The 16,919-nt window shown below is 40.3% G+C and carries 16 protein-coding genes; 8 read left to right on the top strand and 8 right to left on the bottom strand.

Annotated elements, in window-relative coordinates:
• Positions 1 to 36: 36 nt before the first annotated feature.
• The 5 genes from htpX to bioB all read right to left on the bottom strand — a co-directional run bounded on the left by htpX (position 37) and on the right by bioB (position 4,772).
• Positions 37 to 900 (bottom strand): protease HtpX, encoded by an 864-nt coding sequence (gene htpX / locus ACHUE3_RS05215; protein WP_394190865.1) that lies wholly within the window; start codon positions 898 to 900, stop codon positions 37 to 39.
• A gap of 138 nt (positions 901 to 1,038) precedes the next feature.
• Positions 1,039 to 1,722: a dethiobiotin synthase gene (gene bioD, locus ACHUE3_RS05210; protein WP_394190863.1), complete on the bottom strand. Its 684-nt coding sequence runs from the start codon at positions 1,720 to 1,722 to the stop codon at positions 1,039 to 1,041.
• A 10-nt stretch (positions 1,723 to 1,732) separates the two neighbouring features.
• Entirely contained in the window at positions 1,733 to 2,566 is an 834-nt protein-coding gene (locus ACHUE3_RS05205) for a methyltransferase domain-containing protein (protein WP_394190861.1), read from the bottom strand.
• Positions 2,563 to 3,717, bottom strand: coding sequence for an aminotransferase class I/II-fold pyridoxal phosphate-dependent enzyme (locus ACHUE3_RS05200; RefSeq protein WP_394190859.1), 1,155 nt, complete (start codon positions 3,715 to 3,717; stop codon positions 2,563 to 2,565). Before ACHUE3_RS05200 ends, ACHUE3_RS05205 begins: the two co-directional genes overlap by 4 nt.
• 14 nt (positions 3,718 to 3,731) lie before the next feature.
• Positions 3,732 to 4,772 (bottom strand): biotin synthase BioB, encoded by a 1,041-nt coding sequence (gene bioB, locus ACHUE3_RS05195; protein ID WP_394190857.1) that lies wholly within the window; start codon positions 4,770 to 4,772, stop codon positions 3,732 to 3,734.
• A gap of 97 nt (positions 4,773 to 4,869) precedes the next feature.
• On the opposite strand from bioB, the gene bioA reads away from it, so the two are divergent.
• Positions 4,870 to 6,159, top strand: coding sequence for an adenosylmethionine--8-amino-7-oxononanoate transaminase (gene bioA, locus ACHUE3_RS05190; protein WP_394190855.1), 1,290 nt, complete (start codon positions 4,870 to 4,872; stop codon positions 6,157 to 6,159).
• A gap of 18 nt (positions 6,160 to 6,177) precedes the next feature.
• Here the strand turns inward: bioA and ACHUE3_RS05185 are convergent, their stop codons facing one another.
• Positions 6,178 to 6,612 carry an AAA family ATPase gene (locus ACHUE3_RS05185; protein ID WP_394190853.1) on the bottom strand — a complete coding sequence of 145 codons (435 nt, stop codon included), beginning with the start codon at positions 6,610 to 6,612 and terminating at the stop codon, positions 6,178 to 6,180.
• A 283-nt stretch (positions 6,613 to 6,895) separates the two neighbouring features.
• Here ACHUE3_RS05185 and asnS point away from each other — a divergent pair, with 283 nt between their 5' ends.
• The gene (gene asnS, locus ACHUE3_RS05180) at positions 6,896 to 8,293 is read left to right on the top strand and encodes an asparagine--tRNA ligase (protein WP_394190851.1); all 1,398 of its coding nucleotides are present in this window, start codon (positions 6,896 to 6,898) and stop codon (positions 8,291 to 8,293) included.
• Positions 8,294 to 8,408: 115 nt separating this feature from the next.
• Positions 8,409 to 9,323 (top strand): PstS family phosphate ABC transporter substrate-binding protein, encoded by a 915-nt coding sequence (locus tag ACHUE3_RS05175; RefSeq protein WP_394190849.1) that lies wholly within the window; start codon positions 8,409 to 8,411, stop codon positions 9,321 to 9,323.
• 86 nt (positions 9,324 to 9,409) lie between these two features.
• Here the strand turns inward: ACHUE3_RS05175 and ACHUE3_RS05170 are convergent, their stop codons facing one another.
• Both ACHUE3_RS05170 and ACHUE3_RS05165 read right to left on the bottom strand, forming a co-directional pair.
• On the bottom strand, positions 9,410 to 10,336 hold the full coding sequence (locus tag ACHUE3_RS05170) for an electron transfer flavoprotein subunit alpha/FixB family protein (RefSeq protein WP_394190847.1): 927 nt from the start codon (positions 10,334 to 10,336) through the stop codon (positions 9,410 to 9,412).
• The gene (locus ACHUE3_RS05165) at positions 10,337 to 11,086 is read right to left on the bottom strand and encodes an electron transfer flavoprotein subunit beta/FixA family protein (protein WP_394190845.1); all 750 of its coding nucleotides are present in this window, start codon (positions 11,084 to 11,086) and stop codon (positions 10,337 to 10,339) included.
• Between the two features lie 196 nt (positions 11,087 to 11,282).
• Here ACHUE3_RS05165 and ACHUE3_RS05160 point away from each other — a divergent pair, with 196 nt between their 5' ends.
• From ACHUE3_RS05160 to ACHUE3_RS05140, 5 genes are all read left to right on the top strand, one after another.
• Positions 11,283 to 12,929 carry an electron transfer flavoprotein-ubiquinone oxidoreductase gene (locus ACHUE3_RS05160; protein WP_394190843.1) on the top strand — a complete coding sequence of 549 codons (1,647 nt, stop codon included), beginning with the start codon at positions 11,283 to 11,285 and terminating at the stop codon, positions 12,927 to 12,929.
• A 90-nt stretch (positions 12,930 to 13,019) separates the two neighbouring features.
• Complete coding sequence (locus ACHUE3_RS05155) at positions 13,020 to 13,490, top strand: acyl-CoA thioesterase (RefSeq protein WP_394190841.1); 471 nt, start codon at positions 13,020 to 13,022, stop codon at positions 13,488 to 13,490.
• 219 nt (positions 13,491 to 13,709) lie between these two features.
• Entirely contained in the window at positions 13,710 to 14,282 is a 573-nt protein-coding gene (locus ACHUE3_RS05150) for an outer membrane beta-barrel protein (protein ID WP_394190839.1), read from the top strand.
• A gap of 96 nt (positions 14,283 to 14,378) precedes the next feature.
• A complete protein-coding gene (tsaA, locus tag ACHUE3_RS05145; protein WP_394190837.1) occupies positions 14,379 to 15,083 on the top strand; it encodes a tRNA (N6-threonylcarbamoyladenosine(37)-N6)-methyltransferase TrmO in 705 nt (234 codons plus the stop codon).
• An 81-nt stretch (positions 15,084 to 15,164) separates the two neighbouring features.
• Positions 15,165 to 16,889 (top strand): proline--tRNA ligase, encoded by a 1,725-nt coding sequence (locus ACHUE3_RS05140; RefSeq protein ID WP_394190835.1) that lies wholly within the window; start codon positions 15,165 to 15,167, stop codon positions 16,887 to 16,889.
• Positions 16,890 to 16,919: the final 30 nt, after the last annotated feature.

Below are 16,919 nucleotides of genomic sequence, written 5' to 3'. Positions count from 1 at the left end.
GCAGGCTTTTATGTATTTGTACAAGCTTGTATTAGCTTATCGACGAAGTGCGTCTATGCGCGCATCAAGTGGTGGGTGTGACGAAAATAACTCCGCCATACCTTTACCGCTGGCAATACCAAAGGCCATCATTGAGCCTTCTAATTGCGATGGGTGATTTTGCTTTAAACGTTCAAGCGCTGAACGCATTTTGTCTGCTCCAACCAAGTGTGCTGCGCCGTTATCGGCTGCAAATTCACGTTTACGGCTGTAGTGTGCAACAATTATGCTGGCTAATACACCAAATAGCACTTGGAATAACATATCAAATAAGAAGTATGTCCAGCTACTACCGCCCTCTTCTTCATCACTATTAATAAAGTTATCAACAATACCAGCCAACACTTTAGCAGCAAAAATAACAAAGGTATTCACTACGCCTTGAATCAGCGTAAGGGTTACCATGTCGCCATTAGCAATATGAGACACCTCATGGGCTAACACTGCTTCGGCTTGATCTTGCGACATGTTGTGCATTAAACCTGTGCTTACTGCCACCAAAGAATTATTTTTACTCGGACCTGTAGCAAAGGCGTTCATTTCTGGGCTGTCGTAAATGGCAACTTCAGGCATTTTAATACCAGCCTTTTGCGCTTGCTGTGCAACGGTGTTTAATAACCAATGCTCTGTTTCGTTACGAGGCTGCTCGATAACCTGTGCACCTGTTGATTTTTTTGCCATCCATTTCGACATATACAACGATATAAACGATCCACCAAAACCAAATACCGTTGCAATTAGTAAAATACCACCAAGGCTACGATGGCTAAGGCCCAGCGCACTCATTATTATTGAAAGCACAACACCTAATACCAACATAACCGCGAGGTTAGTTAATAAAAATAAAAATACACGTTTCATACATGTTCTCCAAAAATAACAACTATTGCTGAGCGATTAAGCGGATGCTGATCGGACATAGCAAAACTGCGTTATGACAGATTATGTCATAACGTCAGCGCTATTCTGTGACAAACTATGTCACAACACAAGGGTTATTTATGGATTTATTGATAATTTTTCAAGGAGGGTTTTATAAATCTGTAATTTAGGTGTTTGCTCAGTATATGGGCTTATTGCAAGCAATGGCATAGGTAAGCGTGCCTTGAGTGAATCAAGGTTAGCTTGATATTCATCCATCTCATTATCAACTTGATTGGCTATCCAGCCTATGCAATTTATCCCCATACTCTGCATATGCGCAGTAGTTAACAACGCGTGATTAATGCAGCCCAGTTTCATACCCACAACCAATATTACGGGGAGTTGCTCTGCACTTACCCAATCATATAAATATTGGTTATCGTTAATTGGTAATGCCCAACCACCAGCACCTTCTGTTAGTAAGTAGTCAGCGCCTTGGCTTTTAATATTTTGATAAGCCGCTGAGAGCTTTTCAACACTTAAGGTTACCCCTGCTTTTTGTGCAGCAATATGTGGCGCAATGGCCGGCGCAAACGAGAATGGGTTAATCACATCGTATTTTGCACTAACAGTGGCGTTTTCCATGAGCATTAAGGCATCTGCATTAACCAGTTGGTCGAACGCCATTTCACAGCCAGAGGCTATGGGTTTAAAGCCAATAGCACGTTTTTTATGTTGGGCGAGTAACTTTAATAGCAAACTGGTTACATGGGTTTTACCGGCGTCAGTGTCAGTGCCCGTGATAAAAAATTCGTTCATTACCTTGCCTTTAAATTTTTGCTTTTTCTAATGATAACAAGACCACATGGTAAGATACATGAGCTTGGTTGTTTATCAGCGGATACGCGGCACATACTTTTTGTAAAGCCGATTTAGTTAATAAACCTGCACGGTGGGTTGAATGGTTTTGTGATGTCGCGCCAATGGCTTTAATTGAGTGAATAGCACTTAAAGGATTCGAAAATTGGTCGGTATAAATCACTTTTGTAGCACTATTAATAATAAATCCTGTATTTAAGACCGATTGGTTTATATTACTATGTGTTTGAAAACGATTAACTCTGCTATGTGAATCAAGCACTGAAAACGCGGTTTTTATCTCATGCAGAGAGCCTTCAACCAACACGCTTATATACGCCCGACCACCTGGTTTTAACGCTTTATATAAAGAGTGCATTAACGTTTCAAAATTAGCTGACCATTGCACAGCAAAATTACTAAACACTGCGTCAATGCTGTTTGCTTGTAACGGTAAATTATCCATATCGGCGCAAATTCGCGGAGCAACCACATTGCTACTTTTTAGCATTGTATGGCTTAAATCTATCGCTAATACATGACGATATGATTGTTGTAAAGCATGGGTATTAACCAAAGGGCCTGCCCCTAAATCAACACAGTAGCCTTGTTGAGCGCTGTCAGGTACCGCCATTAATTTAAACAGATCATTGGCTGCTTGTTTTTGTACATTTGCATGCGCTGCATAACTGTTTGCAGCTGTTGAAAACTTGCGTTGTGTTGCGTGTTTTGCACTATTATTAGCTAAACATTTTACTTGTGCGTAATTTGGTTTATAAGCAACAACGGCGTGTGGGCTTATCATGCAATGGCCTTTTGTAAACACGTTATAAGTGTATTAATGTCTTGCTGTGTATGTGCAGCGGTTAACGTAACGCGTAACCGCGAGGTGTTATGCTGCACGGTCGGTGGGCGAATAGCACTTAACCAGATACCTTGTTGTTTAAGGTGTTCACATGCTGCTAATGTTTGCTCAGCACACCCTAAAACTATGGGTTGAATGGCGGTATTTGACTCCATAAGCGCAATACTGTGCTCATTGGCTAAGCGTTTAAATAACGCAATATTTGCGTTTAATGCCGCTCGTTTTTCATTTGCATCACGTAGTGTTTTGATACGCGATAAAGTATGCGATGCATTAAAAGGCGACATCGCCGTTGAATATGTGTAATCACGGTTAAACTGCACCATGTAATCGATAAACGCATGTGTGCCTAATACACACGCACCACTGCTAGCAACCGCTTTACCAAAAGTGATCACCAAAATATCAGGGAGATCCCCCGCTGCAATCAAGGGTTCGCAACTACCCATGCCCGTGTCACCTAATGCACCAAACCCATGCGCATCATCAATCATCAGCCACGCATTGTGTTGTTTTGCTAAACTGAGTAATTCATGCAATGGCGCTTGATCGCCATCCATCGAAAAGACCCCTTCGCTGATAATTAATTTATGCTTTGCGTTGGACTTTTCAAGCCGCGAGCGTAAGTGATTCAAGTCATTATGATTAAAGCGCACCAACGCCGCGTTTGCATGCAAAGCACCATCGATTAAGCTGGCATGATTTAACTTATCTTGAAAAACAGCACTGTGTTGCGCAATGGCTTTATCTTGAAACAACGCTTTAATTACGCTGCTATTGGCACTAAAGCCCGAGTTAAACAGCATTGCATTTTCATAACCAAATTGAGCACACAAATAATGCTCTAACTGCTGCTGGGCTTGTTGGTAGCCTGTTACTAACGCTGAGCTATGGCTCCCCAACGTGCGCGATGTATCAAACGCGATGACCTCATCGGCAAACCCCAAGTAATCATTACTTGCAAAGTTGAGGTAGCGTTTATTGTCTACCTCAATTTCCCGTGCGCTGATTGGGTTAACAACATGGCGTTTGCGCTTTAACGCGCTTTGCTCGCGCGCATCCAGATGGTCGTTTATATAGTCAAATAACATAGTTGAATGCTGTGTTATACAGGATAAAACAATTCAGAGGTCGCCTTATCAGCCACTTTAGATGACAGTGATGCGGCCACTGCTTCGTCTGAATAGTCTTGGTGTTTTTCTGGGTTCATACCTAATTTTTTAATCAGGTTCATATCCGCATCAGCTTCCGGGTTTTCAGTTGTTAGCAATTTATCACCGTAGAATATAGAGTTAGCACCGGCAAAAAAGCACATTGATTGCATTTGTTCGTTCATAGCATTACGACCTGCTGATAAGCGTACATAGCTTTTAGGCATCATAATACGCGCTGTTGCTATGGTACGTATAAAATCAAAGTGGTCTAGATCATCAACATTTTCAAGTGGTGTGCCTTTTACTTTAACCAACATATTGATTGGTACACTTTCGGGTTGTTGTGGCAAGTTTGCAAGCCCCATGAGTAAACCAAACCTGTCAGATGCTTCTTCACCCATGCCTACAATACCACCCGAGCATACTTTCATTCCGGCATCACGCACATTGCCAATTGTGTCTAGACGGTCTTGATACGTGCGTGTTGAAATAATTTGCTCATAATACTCAGGCGATGTATCAAGGTTATGGTTATAGTAATCAAGCCCAGCGTCACGCAATGCGTGTGCTTTATCGTTATCTAACATACCAAGTGTCATGCATGTTTCTAGGCCAAGCTCTTTCACTTCTTTTACCATTTGTGAAATGTAGGGCATATCACGATCTTTTGGATCTGACCATGCAGCACCCATACAAAAGCGGGTTGCGCCTTTTTCTTTAGCTGCGCGTGCCTGTTCAACCACTTTTTCGACTTCGAGTAAACGTTCGCGCTCTAAGTCTGTTTTGTAATGGCCTGATTGCGGGCAGTATTTACAGTCTTCTGGGCATGCACCGGTTTTAATAGATAGTAACGTAGAAATTTGCACTTCATTGGGATTAAAATTTTCACGGTGAACAGAGGCGGCTTTGAATAGTAAATCGTTGAACGGCATTTCAAATAATGCTTTTACTTCTTTGTGTGTCCAATCGTGACGAACGGCTGCAAACTCCATAACTCTCTCTTTTTATTTTTTAATGACGGTGGATATTGGTTTAGTCTAAGACTTGGCGTAACATTGTCAACGAAACGCAATAGATTAAAGTTTACTAATGAATAAAAAACACACAATCGACCTTGATTTTGATCGTCAACACATTTGGCACCCTTACACATCGATGACACAGCCGCTTGAGGTCTACCCTGTTACGCATACTCAAGGTAATAAAATTTACTTAGCAACAGGTGAATGTTTAATTGATGGCATGGCCTCTTGGTGGAGTGCTATTCATGGTTACGGGCACCCTGCTCTAAAAGCAGCTATGCATCAACAAATAGACACTATGAGCCATGTTATGTTTGGGGGCATTACCCACCAGCCTGCAATTGAACTGTGCAAAAAGCTCGTTGCTATTACCCCTGAGAGCTTACAAAAAGTATTTTTAGCGGACAGCGGGTCGGTTTCTGTTGAAGTGGCAATAAAAATGGCGCTGCAATATTGGTTAAGCCAAGGTATCACCACTAAGCAAAAACTCATGACACCACTAAAAGGCTATCATGGTGATACATTTGCAGCCATGAGTGTTTGCGACCCCGTTAATTCAATGCATTCCTTGTACAGTGGCTTTTTGCCTGAACATGTTTTTGTTCCTGCCCCTGTAAGTCAATTTGGTGAACTGTTTGATGACAATGAAGCCGAACAACTTGAACACTATTTTAAGCTGCACCATCAACAGGTTGCCGCCTTTATCATTGAGCCAATTGTACAAAATGCAGGGGGAATGAACTTTTACCACCCAGACTACCTAAAGGCGGTTAGACGGTTATGTGACGAGTATGATGTTTTACTAATTTGCGATGAAATAGCCACAGGCTTTGGCAGAACAGGTAAAATGTTTGCCGTTGAACACAGTGACATTGAACCCGATATCATGTGTATAGGTAAAGCACTTACCGGCGGTACAATGACACTATCGGCCACTCTAACCACAGACAAAATTGCAATTGGTATTAGTGAAGGTGAAGCGGGTGTGCTAATGCATGGCCCTACATTTATGGGCAACCCACTAGCCTGTGCTGTGGCATGTGCCAGTATTGATGTGTTATTACAGCAAAACTGGTCAATGCAAATTACACAACTCAATCAGGCCTTAGCCTCATTAAATAAATGTGCTGAGCTTGAACAGGTAAAAAATGTAAGAACACTGGGTGCTATCGGTGTTGTGGAGCTGGCTTGTGAGGTTGATGTTGCGAAAATTCAAGCGTACTTCATCAGCCAAAACGTATGGATACGCCCATTTGGCAAGTTAATCTATTTAATGCCACCGTACATAAGCACGGCTGAGGATATCAATATACTTAGTGACGCTATTTACAATGCTATTGCTAATAATCAATATTAAAAAGCACTGCTTACATGTTTACCATTCAAACATGTAAGCCATTTTACTGATCATCTTTAGCGGCACTTTATGACTATTACGTTTCGCATATAAGTGTTGCATTGATTTATCTTTGACTTCACCGACAATCACTTCTTTAACTTGATAGCCAAGTGCTACAGCAGCTTGGCTATAAGCAATAAATTCCCACTTTTTAATATTGGTGTTATCAACTATTACCAAGGGGATTGATTGTGATAAAGCGTTAATAAAGCGAGCTAGATTTAAATTATGAAACTGCGATAACTTAAATTTATCAAACTTATATTCACCTTGCTCATCATAAAAATAGTCATCTGTTGAGCAAATCAAGTATTGGCTTTGATCACCTGTGACGAGTTCGTCAGCAAGCGTTTGTGCATAGTATGACTTACCTGAGCCTGGCAGGCCGCGTAAAATAAAGACTTGTTTCATGGAACCTGTAATTGTTAGTTAATTAGTTAAAAATACAAAGTTAAACCTATAATGCCATAAAAGCTGGATTTATCGCACACTTAAGGCAGATTTATTTAAATCAGTGTTTAATATTCATGCGCTTTATAAATAAAAGCCATATTTGTATAAAAAAACCATAAAGAAATTGCAAAGAGTTGCATGCACATGTTTTTTTATTTTCCGTTCAAAGGTAAGATACGGGGTTCAAGTGCAACAATGCACACATTTATTAATGTAGGCAACTTATATCATTGGAGTGAAGATGAGCCACTTAGCGATTTCAGAGCTATTAAAAGGCAAGGTTGCGGTAGACAGCCAAGTAACAGTAAAAGGCTGGATCCGTACTCGCCGCGATTCAAAAGCAGGAATTTCATTTTTAGCCGTTCATGACGGTTCATGTTTTGACGCAATTCAAGCGGTAGTGCCTAATTCACTGACCAATTACGAAGAAGTAACGCGTTTAACAGCTAGCTGCTCTGTATCAGTAACAGGTGTTTTGGTTAAATCTGAAGGCAAAGGCCAGTCATTCGAAATCCAAGCGAATAAGGTTGAAGTATTAGGCTGGGTAGAAAACCCAGACTCGTACCCTATGGCAGCTAAGCGTCACAGTATTGAATACTTACGTGAGCATGCACATCTTCGCCCTCGTACTAACATTATCGGCGCAGTAACACGTGTTCGTAACTGTTTAGCACAAGCTATTCACCGTTTTTACCACGAGCAGGGTTATTACTGGATCAGCACCCCTATCATCACAGCCAGTGACTGTGAAGGTGCCGGTGAGATGTTTCGCGTATCGACGCTAGATATGCAAAACTTACCACGCACAGATAAAGGCGATGTTGATTACAGTGAAGACTTCTTCGGTAAAGAAGCGTTTCTTACTGTATCTGGTCAATTAAATGGTGAGACATATGCCTCTGCTATGTCAAAAATCTACACCTTTGGCCCTACTTTCCGTGCTGAGAACTCTAATACTTCTCGTCACCTTGCTGAATTTTGGATGGTTGAACCTGAAGTTGCGTTTGCAGATCTTGAAGACATCGCAAAATTGGCTGAACACATGCTTAAATATGTATTCAAAGCAGTGCTTGAGGAACGCCGTGATGACATGGAGTTTTTTGCACAACGTGTAGAGAAAACAGCTATCTCGCGCTTAGAAGAATTTGTTGAAAAAGATTTTGCCCAAGTTGATTACACTGACGCAGTAGAAATACTTAAAGCATGTGGTAAAAAGTTTGAATACGCTGTTGAATGGGGTGTAGATTTACAGTCTGAGCATGAGCGTTATCTTGCAGAAGAACATTTTAAAGCGCCAGTAGTTATTAAAAACTATCCGCGTGACATTAAAGCGTTTTACATGCGTCAAAATGAAGACGGTAAAACCGTTGCTGCAATGGACGTAGTTGCGCCAGGTATTGGTGAAATCATTGGTGGTTCACAACGTGAAGAGCGCCTTGATGTACTTGATGCACGTTTAGAAGAAATGGGCTTGAACAAAGAAGACTACAGCTGGTATCGCGACCTACGTAAGTATGGTTCAGTACCGCACTCTGGTTTTGGTTTAGGTTTTGAACGCTTAGTAGCCTACGTAACTGGTATGGGTAATGTACGTGATGTTATTGCCTTCCCACGTACAAAAGGCAGCGCTACATACTAATTAATTAGTATTGTTGCTAAAAAAAACCAACCCTAGGGTTGGTTTTTTTGTTCCTGTTTATTGTTCTAGTGAGTTTGAACTACACTTAGTTAAAATACCCTACAGAACAAAATATATGTTTAAACAACTGATATTCTTTATAGTTTTATTGTCCTCAACTTTGGTTAACGGCCAAGAAAAACCCAGTTTAGATACGTTACTCGTCGCAGGCTCTACCTCTGTCACCCAAATGCTAGAGCTGGTTCAAAAAGACTTTAATAACCAAAACCAATCAGTTATGCAGCTGCGTGGCATGGGCAGTGATAAAGGCATTACAGCTATTGCACAAAACCTTGTAGATATTGGTGCTTCATCACGCTACATGACTAAACTAGAACAAGAGAAATGGCCTCACCTTAAGCAAATTGTGCTTGCGCAAGATGCGCTAGTATTTTTTTCAAATACCGACAACGAAACTTCTAACCTTTCTGTTAGTCAGCTAACTGACATTTATGCTGGACACATTGATGAGTGGTCACAGTTGGTAGCTTCTGAGAATAAAAAGTCAAAAAAGAACAACCAAATCGATTTATTTAGTAAAGGCGTTCATCACGGTACGTTTGACGTTTTTTTAGAGTTCTTGTCACTCGACTACATGAAGTCACCACAAGCTGACTCAATAAAACTTAAAAAAGCAGGTAACAGAGGTCTATTTTCAAAAAATGATGTACTTTTATACAATGAATTTAATCAAGCATTAGGTATTGTACAACGTATTCCAACCGCTATTGCTTACGATTCTTTTGGGGCTATTTCACAGTTTTCAGAGTTAAAAAGAATAGATAAAATTAGAATTTTATCTATTGATGGTGTTCAACCTAGCTTTGCTACTATTAAAAGTGGTGAGTACAGTTTTGTAAGGCCACTGGTCATTATTATTAACACCCAGTCAGATAAATCAATGAGCAAGGGCGAACAGCTATTGCGTTTTCTTAAGTCTGAAAACGTTAAAAAGCAACTTTCTAAATTACATTATGTGATGGTGAATTAAGCATCCTGAGGAGGTTTGAATATAAAATGAAAAAAAGCTGCGAACCTAAGGAACAACAGCTTTTAACAACCAGAATCGTTTATGATTTATAGTGCTGTTTCTAGCTCTGGTAGCACATCAAATAAATCTGCAACTAAACCATAGTCAGCAACTTGGAAAATTGGAGCGTCTGGGTCTTTGTTAATTGCAACAATCACTTTAGAGTCTTTCATGCCGGCAAGATGCTGAATCGCACCACTTATACCCACCGCAATATATAAGTTAGGCGCAACAATTTTACCCGTCTGCCCTACTTGCATATCATTAGGGACAAAACCAGCATCAACCGCGGCACGTGAAGCACCAATTGCTGCCCCAAGCTTATCGGCAATGCCATTTAACAGAGCAAAATTTTCACCATTTTGCATGCCACGACCCCCTGATATAACGACATCAGCTGCGGTTAGTTCAGGGCGTTCAGACTCTGTTTGCTCAACACTAACAAAGCTACTTAATTGATTTTCTAAGCTTGCATCAATAGTCGTTATAGGTGCAGCAGCTTGCTCATTTTGTAAATCAAAGCTACTGGCGCGAACAGTAATCACTTTTTTAGTGTCTAGTGATTTTACAGTCGCAATTGCGTTACCCGCATAGATTGGACGCTTAAATGTTTCGGCATCCACTACGTCGATTATTTCAGAAATTTGCGCCACATCTAATAACGCTGCCACACGGGGCATAAAGTTTTTACCTGTGGTGGTTGCACTAGCTACAATATGAGAATAATCAGATGCCAAGGATAAAACTAAATCAGCCGTGTTCTCGGCTAGTTGATGTGTGTAAGCTACATTATCAGCAACAAGTACATTGCTAACACCCTCAATTAGGGCAACTTCATTTGCCATAGCACTAATATCAGCGCCTTGAACAAGTACATCAACAGCAAAACCTAATTTAACCGCAGCATTAATAGTTTTAGATGTTTCTGGCTTTAGTTGGCCATTATCATGATCTGCTATTACTAATGTTTTCATTTAAATCACCTTTGCTTCTGTTTTTAGTTTTTCAACTAATTGGGCAACATCTTCAACAATTATACCACCACTACGTTTGGCGGGTTCATTGACTGATACAAGCTGTATACGTGGTGCTAAATCAACGCCTAAGCTATCTGCTGCAATAACCTCAAGTGGCTTGCGTTTAGCCTTCATGATATTAGGTAAAGAAGCGTAACGAGGTTCATTCAAACGTAAATCAGTTGTTACAATCGCAGGTAGTTTTAATTCAACTGTTTGCAAGCCGCCATCTACTTCACGCGTAACTTTTACGGTACCGCTATCCACATCAACTTTAGATGCAAACGTACCTTGACCGCGATTTGTTAACGCAGCAAGCATTTGGCCAGTTTGATTGTTATCTGAATCAATTGACTGTTTACCTAAAATAACGAGTTCAGGTGATTCTTGCTCAACTATTTTTGCGAGAAGTTTAGCAACATGAAGTGACTCAAGCTTTTCATCTGTTTCGATGTGTATTGCCTTATCAGCACCTAATGCTAATGCTGTGCGCAACTGCTCTTGTGATGCTTTAGCGCCAATAGTAACAGCAACTACCTCAGTTGCGGTTCCAGCTTCTTTTAAACGAATGGCTTCTTCAATCGCAATTTCACAAAATGGGTTCATCGCCATTTTTACATTGGTAAGATCAACGTCACTGTTATCTGATTTAACGCGTGCTTTTACGTTGTAATCGATGACTCTTTTTATTGGAACGAGAACTTTCATAGGAACTCCCTGATTATTTAAACCTACAAGCTAACGTGTACGTCAACCTATTTATTTTATGAATTCAGACTACTTCCTGTTGACGTAAACGTCAACCTAAAATAACCTTAAACTATTCACAGCCTGTAACGTTTCATTTGCAAGTATGAAATCCCCTTTGTAAAAGGTGCAGGTCCGTCACACACAAGAGGTTATTATGGTCGAACGCGAAACCATGGAATTTGATGTAGTCATTGTTGGGGCTGGTCCTGCGGGGCTATCAACAGCAATTAGATTAGCGCAGCAAGCACAACAAAAAGAAAAAGAATGCATGATCTGTGTTGTTGAAAAAGGCTCTGAGGTGGGCGCTCATATATTATCTGGCGCTATATTTGAAACAACCGCATTAGACGAATTGCTCCCTAATTGGCAAGAATTAGGTGCGCCCGTGGCAACTAAAGTAACTAATGATGAAATTTATTGGTTCAACAATGAATCTAAAGCAACAGCAATTCCTCACTTTGCAACGCCTAAAACATTTCATAACGATGGTAACTATATTGTTTCTATGGCTAACGTATGTCGTTGGTTGGCAGAACAAGCTGAAAACCTTGGGGTCGAAATATTTCCTGGCTTCAGTGCGCACTCATTAATAATTGAAGATGACACGGTAAAAGGTATCATTACCGGAGACATGGGCCTTGATAAAGAAGGCAACGAAAAAGATGGTTACATGCCAGGAATGGAACTACGTGCTAAGTACACTGTATTTGCAGAGGGTTGTCGTGGGCATTTAGGTAAACAGCTTATAAATCAATTTGCACTCGATAAAGATGCATCACCACAGCACTATGGTTTGGGTTTTAAAGAAATTTGGCAGATAGATCCAAGTAAACACAAAGAAGGTACGGTTGTACATGGCACAGGCTGGCCACTTGCTGGTGACACCAATGGCGGTGCATTTATGTATCACGCTGAGAATAATCAAGTTGTGGTTGGTTTAATTGTTGATTTAAATTACTCAAACCCACATTTAAGCCCATTTGATGAATTTCAACGCATGAAGCACCACCCTACTTTCAAAGATGTGCTTGATGGTGGCGAACGGATTGCTTATGGTGCGCGTGCAATTGCAAAAGGCGGTTTACACTCTTTACCGAAAATGCATTTCCCAGGTGGTTTACTAGTCGGTTGTGATGCAGGGACATTAAACTTTGCAAAAATTAAAGGTAATCATACCGCGATGAAGTCAGGTATGGTGGCTGCCGAAACGATCTTTGAAGCACTTTCTAACGAACAAGCCCATACAGATCTTGTCGAGTATGATGACGCATTCAAACAAACTTGGGCATATAAAGAGTTACATCAGTCACGTAATTTTGGCCCTGTTATGCATAAGTTAGGTAAATTTATTGGCGGTGCATACAATACAATTGACCAAAACATATTTGCAGGTGCGTTACCATTTACGTTTAAAGATAATACGCCAGACCACGATACTTTAGTGGATAAAAACACTATAGATAAAATTAACTACCCTAAACCTGATAATAAACTGAGTTTTGACAAGTTATCGTCGGTATTTTTATCAAATACAAATCACGAAGAGTCACAACCTTGTCACTTACAGCTAAAAAATAGCGCAATTCCAATCGATGTGAATCTTGTTAAATTTGACGAGCCTGCACAACGATACTGCCCTGCTGGCGTATATGAAGTACAGCAGATAGAAGGCAAAGATGAATTTGTTATAAATTCACAAAATTGTGTTCACTGCAAAACGTGCGACATTAAAGATCCTAGCCAGAACATAACATGGGTTACACCTGAAGGCGCTGGTGGACCAAACTACCCAAATATGTAAAAACGTTAACAAATCCTAAATTGCAGGGGGCTCAGGCCCCTTTTTTGCGCTATGCTGAATAATACCGTCAGCAAAATTAAGAGTTTATTTATGTCTTCAGATAATGTGGTGTTTCGTTTTTTAGCAGAGCCGACTGATGTTAACTTTGGTGGTAAAGTGCATGGTGGAATTGTTATGAAGTGGATTGATCAAGCAGGCTATGCATGTGCAGCCGGCTGGAGTGGTCATTATTGCGTTACTGTATCTGTTGCAGGGGTTAAATTTAGGCGACCAATATTGGTTGGTCAAATAGTTGAAGTAAAAGCACAAATTGCGCATACAGGAAAAACTAGCATGCAAATTTTTATACAAGTGCGCTGCGGTGATCCAAAGACACAGAACTTGGTTGAAACTAATCACTGTATCATAAGCTTTATTGCAATGGATGAAACGGGTTACCCCGTGCAAGTACCTACCTACACAGCGGTTACAAATGATGAGAAACAGCTTGAAAACTATGCAATTAAGATGAAACAAATTGCGATAGAAACGGAAACCTTGCTGCATAAAACAGCCCCCTAACTAGTAGACTGCTCTGTAAAAGTTACAACTGATTTGCAAAAATGACCTTTTTGAAACTGAATAGGTGACTGAAAATAAAGCAAAAGACAATTTTTTAATGTATTAAATAACCAAATAGAACATTAATTACTCAAAATAACATTGGCACAATGGCTGCAACTACATAATTGGAAAATAACAAAGAGTTATTTATTTTTTATTATGTAAAGGAGCTATAAAATGATTAAATCACTTTCAATTTCTGCTGTTGCACTTGCACTATTTGGTTTTAATAACACGGCCCAAGCAGAAGTAACTGATATGGATTTGCCGAGCATATATACAGGTATCGGCTATGGACAATATTCTTTCGAGTTTGAAGACTCGCAAAATGATACTGATTTTGATGATGACTCACAAATGCTAAAAGGTTATGTGGGGGCACAGTTTAATAAGTACATTAGTGTTGAATTAGCTTACCAAAACTTTGATGAAGTAAGTGATATCGATAGTTATGCTGAAGTTGATGGTGTCTCTCTTGCTGCTCGTCTTTCAGCTCCATTAACAGAAAGCTTTTCTGTTTACGCTAAAGGTGGTTGGCTTGAGTGGGATGCAGAAGTAACAACAGACATTCCAGCGGTTGGTAGTGTGTCAGCAGACCAAGATGGTGGTGACGTATTTTACGGTGCAGGTATTGAATATGCGTTTACTCAGAATGTTCAGATGCGCTTAGAATACGAACGTTATAAATTAGAAGACGATATTGACCCAGATATGGACGTTGCATCAGTATCTGTGCAGTATATGTTTTAATTAGACCAGCTGGTTTAAATTAAAAAGGCAGCCTCAGCTGCCTTTTTTTGTATTTAACGGTTAGAATAGCGCAAAATAAACTATAAAATTGGTTTTATGAGCGACTATCAGTTAACGGCCGTAGGTCATATTGAATCTCCATACAAACAGAAGTTTGCTATTCCTCGCCAGCCTAGGTTAGTTCCACAAGCTAAAGCTAAACTTGTATTTTGTGCTGATTTCAATCGTGAAGAGTTTGTTAGAGGGCTTGATGAATTTAGCCATATTTGGCTTTTATTCCGTTTCCATGAAACTGCTGATAAAGGTTACTCAGCGATGGTTAGGCCACCTCGTTTAGGTGGTAATGATCGTAAAGGCGTGTTTGCAACGCGTGCTACTTTTAGGCCTAACGCCATTGGTATGAGTGCTGTTAAGCTCGAAGGTATTGAATACCATAATGGGCAGTTAAGTCTATTATTATCGGGGATTGATTTACTCGATGGAACACCTATCTTAGATATTAAACCGTACTTACCCTACTCTGATGCAATGCATGATGCCAGTGCAGGCTTTGCTGATGTGCGGCCACACACCCAAATGACCGTTGAATTTAGTGATACAGCTGAGCGCTTTATTGCAGCTCAAACTCAGCACCCTGAGCTGAAAGACTTTATCGCTAATGTTTTAAAACAAGATCCTCGCCCTGCCTATAAGAAACAAAAGGACGGTGAGCAAAGTTATGGCATGACTTTATATAACTTTAATATTCGTTGGCAAGTCAATGGTGATCATAACTATGTAAGCCATATAGAAAAACTGTAGAAAACTAAACTTAGCGCTTTAGTGTAAAAGCTAGCGCTGTTAAACTTAACGTTGAATAATTTTATAACTATCGGAAAAAACATGCGTACCAGTCAATATATACTCGCAACACTTAAAGAAACGCCAGCAGATGCTGAAATTATCTCACATCAATTAATGTTAAGAGCCGGCATGATACGCCGCGTTGCGTCGGGTTTATATACTTGGCTACCGTCTGGTTTACGTGTGTTACGCAAAGTTGAAGCCATTGTCCGTGAAGAAATGGATAAAGCAGGCGCGATTGAAATGCTAATGCCAGTGATTCAACCTGCCGATTTATGGCAAGAATCTGGCCGTTGGGATCAATTTGGTGATGAGCTAGTACGCTTTAATGACCGTCACAACCGCCCTTTTGCACTTGGCCCTACTCATGAAGAGGTGATCACCGATTTTGTTCGCAAAGAAATTAACTCATACAAGCAATTACCGTTAACACTTTATCAAGTACAAACTAAAGTACGTGATGAACGCCGTCCACGCTTTGGTGTTATGCGAGCGCGTGAGTTCACCATGAAAGATGCGTATTCATTTCATTTAAGTGACGACTGTTTAAACAATACATACGAAATAATGCACAAAGCCTATTGCAATATTTTTGAGCGTTTAAACTTAGATTATCGTCCAGTGCTTGCTGATACGGGTTCTATTGGTGGTAGTGTTTCACATGAGTTTCATGTACTTGCAGAGTCAGGTGAAGATGCTATCGCATTTAGCGATGCCAGTGATTACGCAGCCAATATTGAAAAAGCCGAGGCGCTTGCCCCTAACGAAGAGCGCCCAGCTGAAAGTAAAGAATTAAAAGCCTTTCCAACACCTGATGCTAAAACAATCAGTGAACTTAAAAAACATTACGGTGTTAAACCTCATCGTGGTGTAAAAACACTTATCGTATATGGCGCTGCAGATGAAAACGGTGAACGAGGTTTAGTTGCCCTTGTTATTCGTGGCGATCATGAGTTAAACGAATTAAAAGCACAAAACCACCCTCTAGTCCATTCGCCACTCGAAATGGCTCCTGAGTCTGAAATTGTTACTGCAATAGGTGCTAAGCCTGGCTCAATTGGCCCTGTTGGTTTATCTATGCCAATAATTGTAGATCGTACTGCTAATGTAATGGCTGATTTTGTAGCTGGTGCGAACAAAGACGATGAACATTTTAGTGGTATTAATTGGGACCGTGATGTAACTGAATACCAGGTTGCAGATTTACGCAATATTGTACAAGGTGATCCAAGTCCATGTGGTCAAGGCACATTACAAATCAAACGTGGTGTTGAAGTTGGTCATATTTTTCAACTTGGTACTAAGTACTCAGAGGCGATGAAAGCAGGCGTGCTCAGTGAGTCAGGTAAAAATCAAGTAATGACAATGGGTTGTTATGGTATTGGTGTTTCAAGAATTGTTGCCGCTGCCATTGAACAAAATAACGATCAATATGGTATTAAATGGCCAAAGCCAATTGCACCATTTGATTTAGCGATTGTACCAATGAATATGCACAAATCTCATCGTATTCCTGATATTGCTAATAATCTATATGATGGATTAAAATCAGCAGGTCTCGATGTATTGTTTGATGATCGTAAAGAGCGCCCAGGTGTGATGTTTAATGACATGGAATTATTAGGTGTACCATACACGCTTGTTATTGGTGAGCGTAACCTAGATGAAAACAAGGTTGAGCTTAAAAACCGCCATACCGGTGAAAAACTAATGCTTGATTTAGACACTGCAGTAGAAACTATAAAAGCAGCAGTAGCTAGCTAGTAGCTCCCTATAACGAGCAAAAAAAAAGCC

It is taken from the genome of Pseudoalteromonas atlantica, assembly GCF_043641955.1.
GTDB lineage: Bacteria > Pseudomonadota > Gammaproteobacteria > Enterobacterales > Alteromonadaceae > Pseudoalteromonas > Pseudoalteromonas atlantica_A.
This window is presented reverse-complemented; position numbering and strand designations above follow the sequence as displayed.

Coding starts and splice junctions, on each gene's coding strand:
- asnS (WP_394190851.1), top strand. CDS start 6,896: ATGAGCCACTTAGCGATTTCAGAGCTATTAAAAGGCAAGGTTGCGGTA.
- tsaA (WP_394190837.1), top strand. CDS start 14,379: ATGAGCGACTATCAGTTAACGGCCGTAGGTCATATTGAATCTCCATAC.
- ACHUE3_RS05170 (WP_394190847.1), bottom strand. CDS start 10,336: ATGAAAACATTAGTAATAGCAGATCATGATAATGGCCAACTAAAGCCA.
- ACHUE3_RS05205 (WP_394190861.1), bottom strand. CDS start 2,566: ATGATAAGCCCACACGCCGTTGTTGCTTATAAACCAAATTACGCACAA.
- bioD (WP_394190863.1), bottom strand. CDS start 1,722: ATGAACGAATTTTTTATCACGGGCACTGACACTGACGCCGGTAAAACC.
- ACHUE3_RS05155 (WP_394190841.1), top strand. CDS start 13,020: ATGTCTTCAGATAATGTGGTGTTTCGTTTTTTAGCAGAGCCGACTGAT.
- htpX (WP_394190865.1), bottom strand. CDS start 900: ATGAAACGTGTATTTTTATTTTTATTAACTAACCTCGCGGTTATGTTG.
- bioB (WP_394190857.1), bottom strand. CDS start 4,772: ATGGAGTTTGCAGCCGTTCGTCACGATTGGACACACAAAGAAGTAAAA.
- ACHUE3_RS05150 (WP_394190839.1), top strand. CDS start 13,710: ATGATTAAATCACTTTCAATTTCTGCTGTTGCACTTGCACTATTTGGT.
- ACHUE3_RS05200 (WP_394190859.1), bottom strand. CDS start 3,717: ATGTTATTTGACTATATAAACGACCATCTGGATGCGCGCGAGCAAAGC.
- ACHUE3_RS05160 (WP_394190843.1), top strand. CDS start 11,283: ATGGTCGAACGCGAAACCATGGAATTTGATGTAGTCATTGTTGGGGCT.
- bioA (WP_394190855.1), top strand. CDS start 4,870: ATGAATAAAAAACACACAATCGACCTTGATTTTGATCGTCAACACATT.
- ACHUE3_RS05165 (WP_394190845.1), bottom strand. CDS start 11,086: ATGAAAGTTCTCGTTCCAATAAAAAGAGTCATCGATTACAACGTAAAA.
- ACHUE3_RS05140 (WP_394190835.1), top strand. CDS start 15,165: ATGCGTACCAGTCAATATATACTCGCAACACTTAAAGAAACGCCAGCA.
- ACHUE3_RS05175 (WP_394190849.1), top strand. CDS start 8,409: ATGTTTAAACAACTGATATTCTTTATAGTTTTATTGTCCTCAACTTTG.
- ACHUE3_RS05185 (WP_394190853.1), bottom strand. CDS start 6,612: ATGAAACAAGTCTTTATTTTACGCGGCCTGCCAGGCTCAGGTAAGTCA.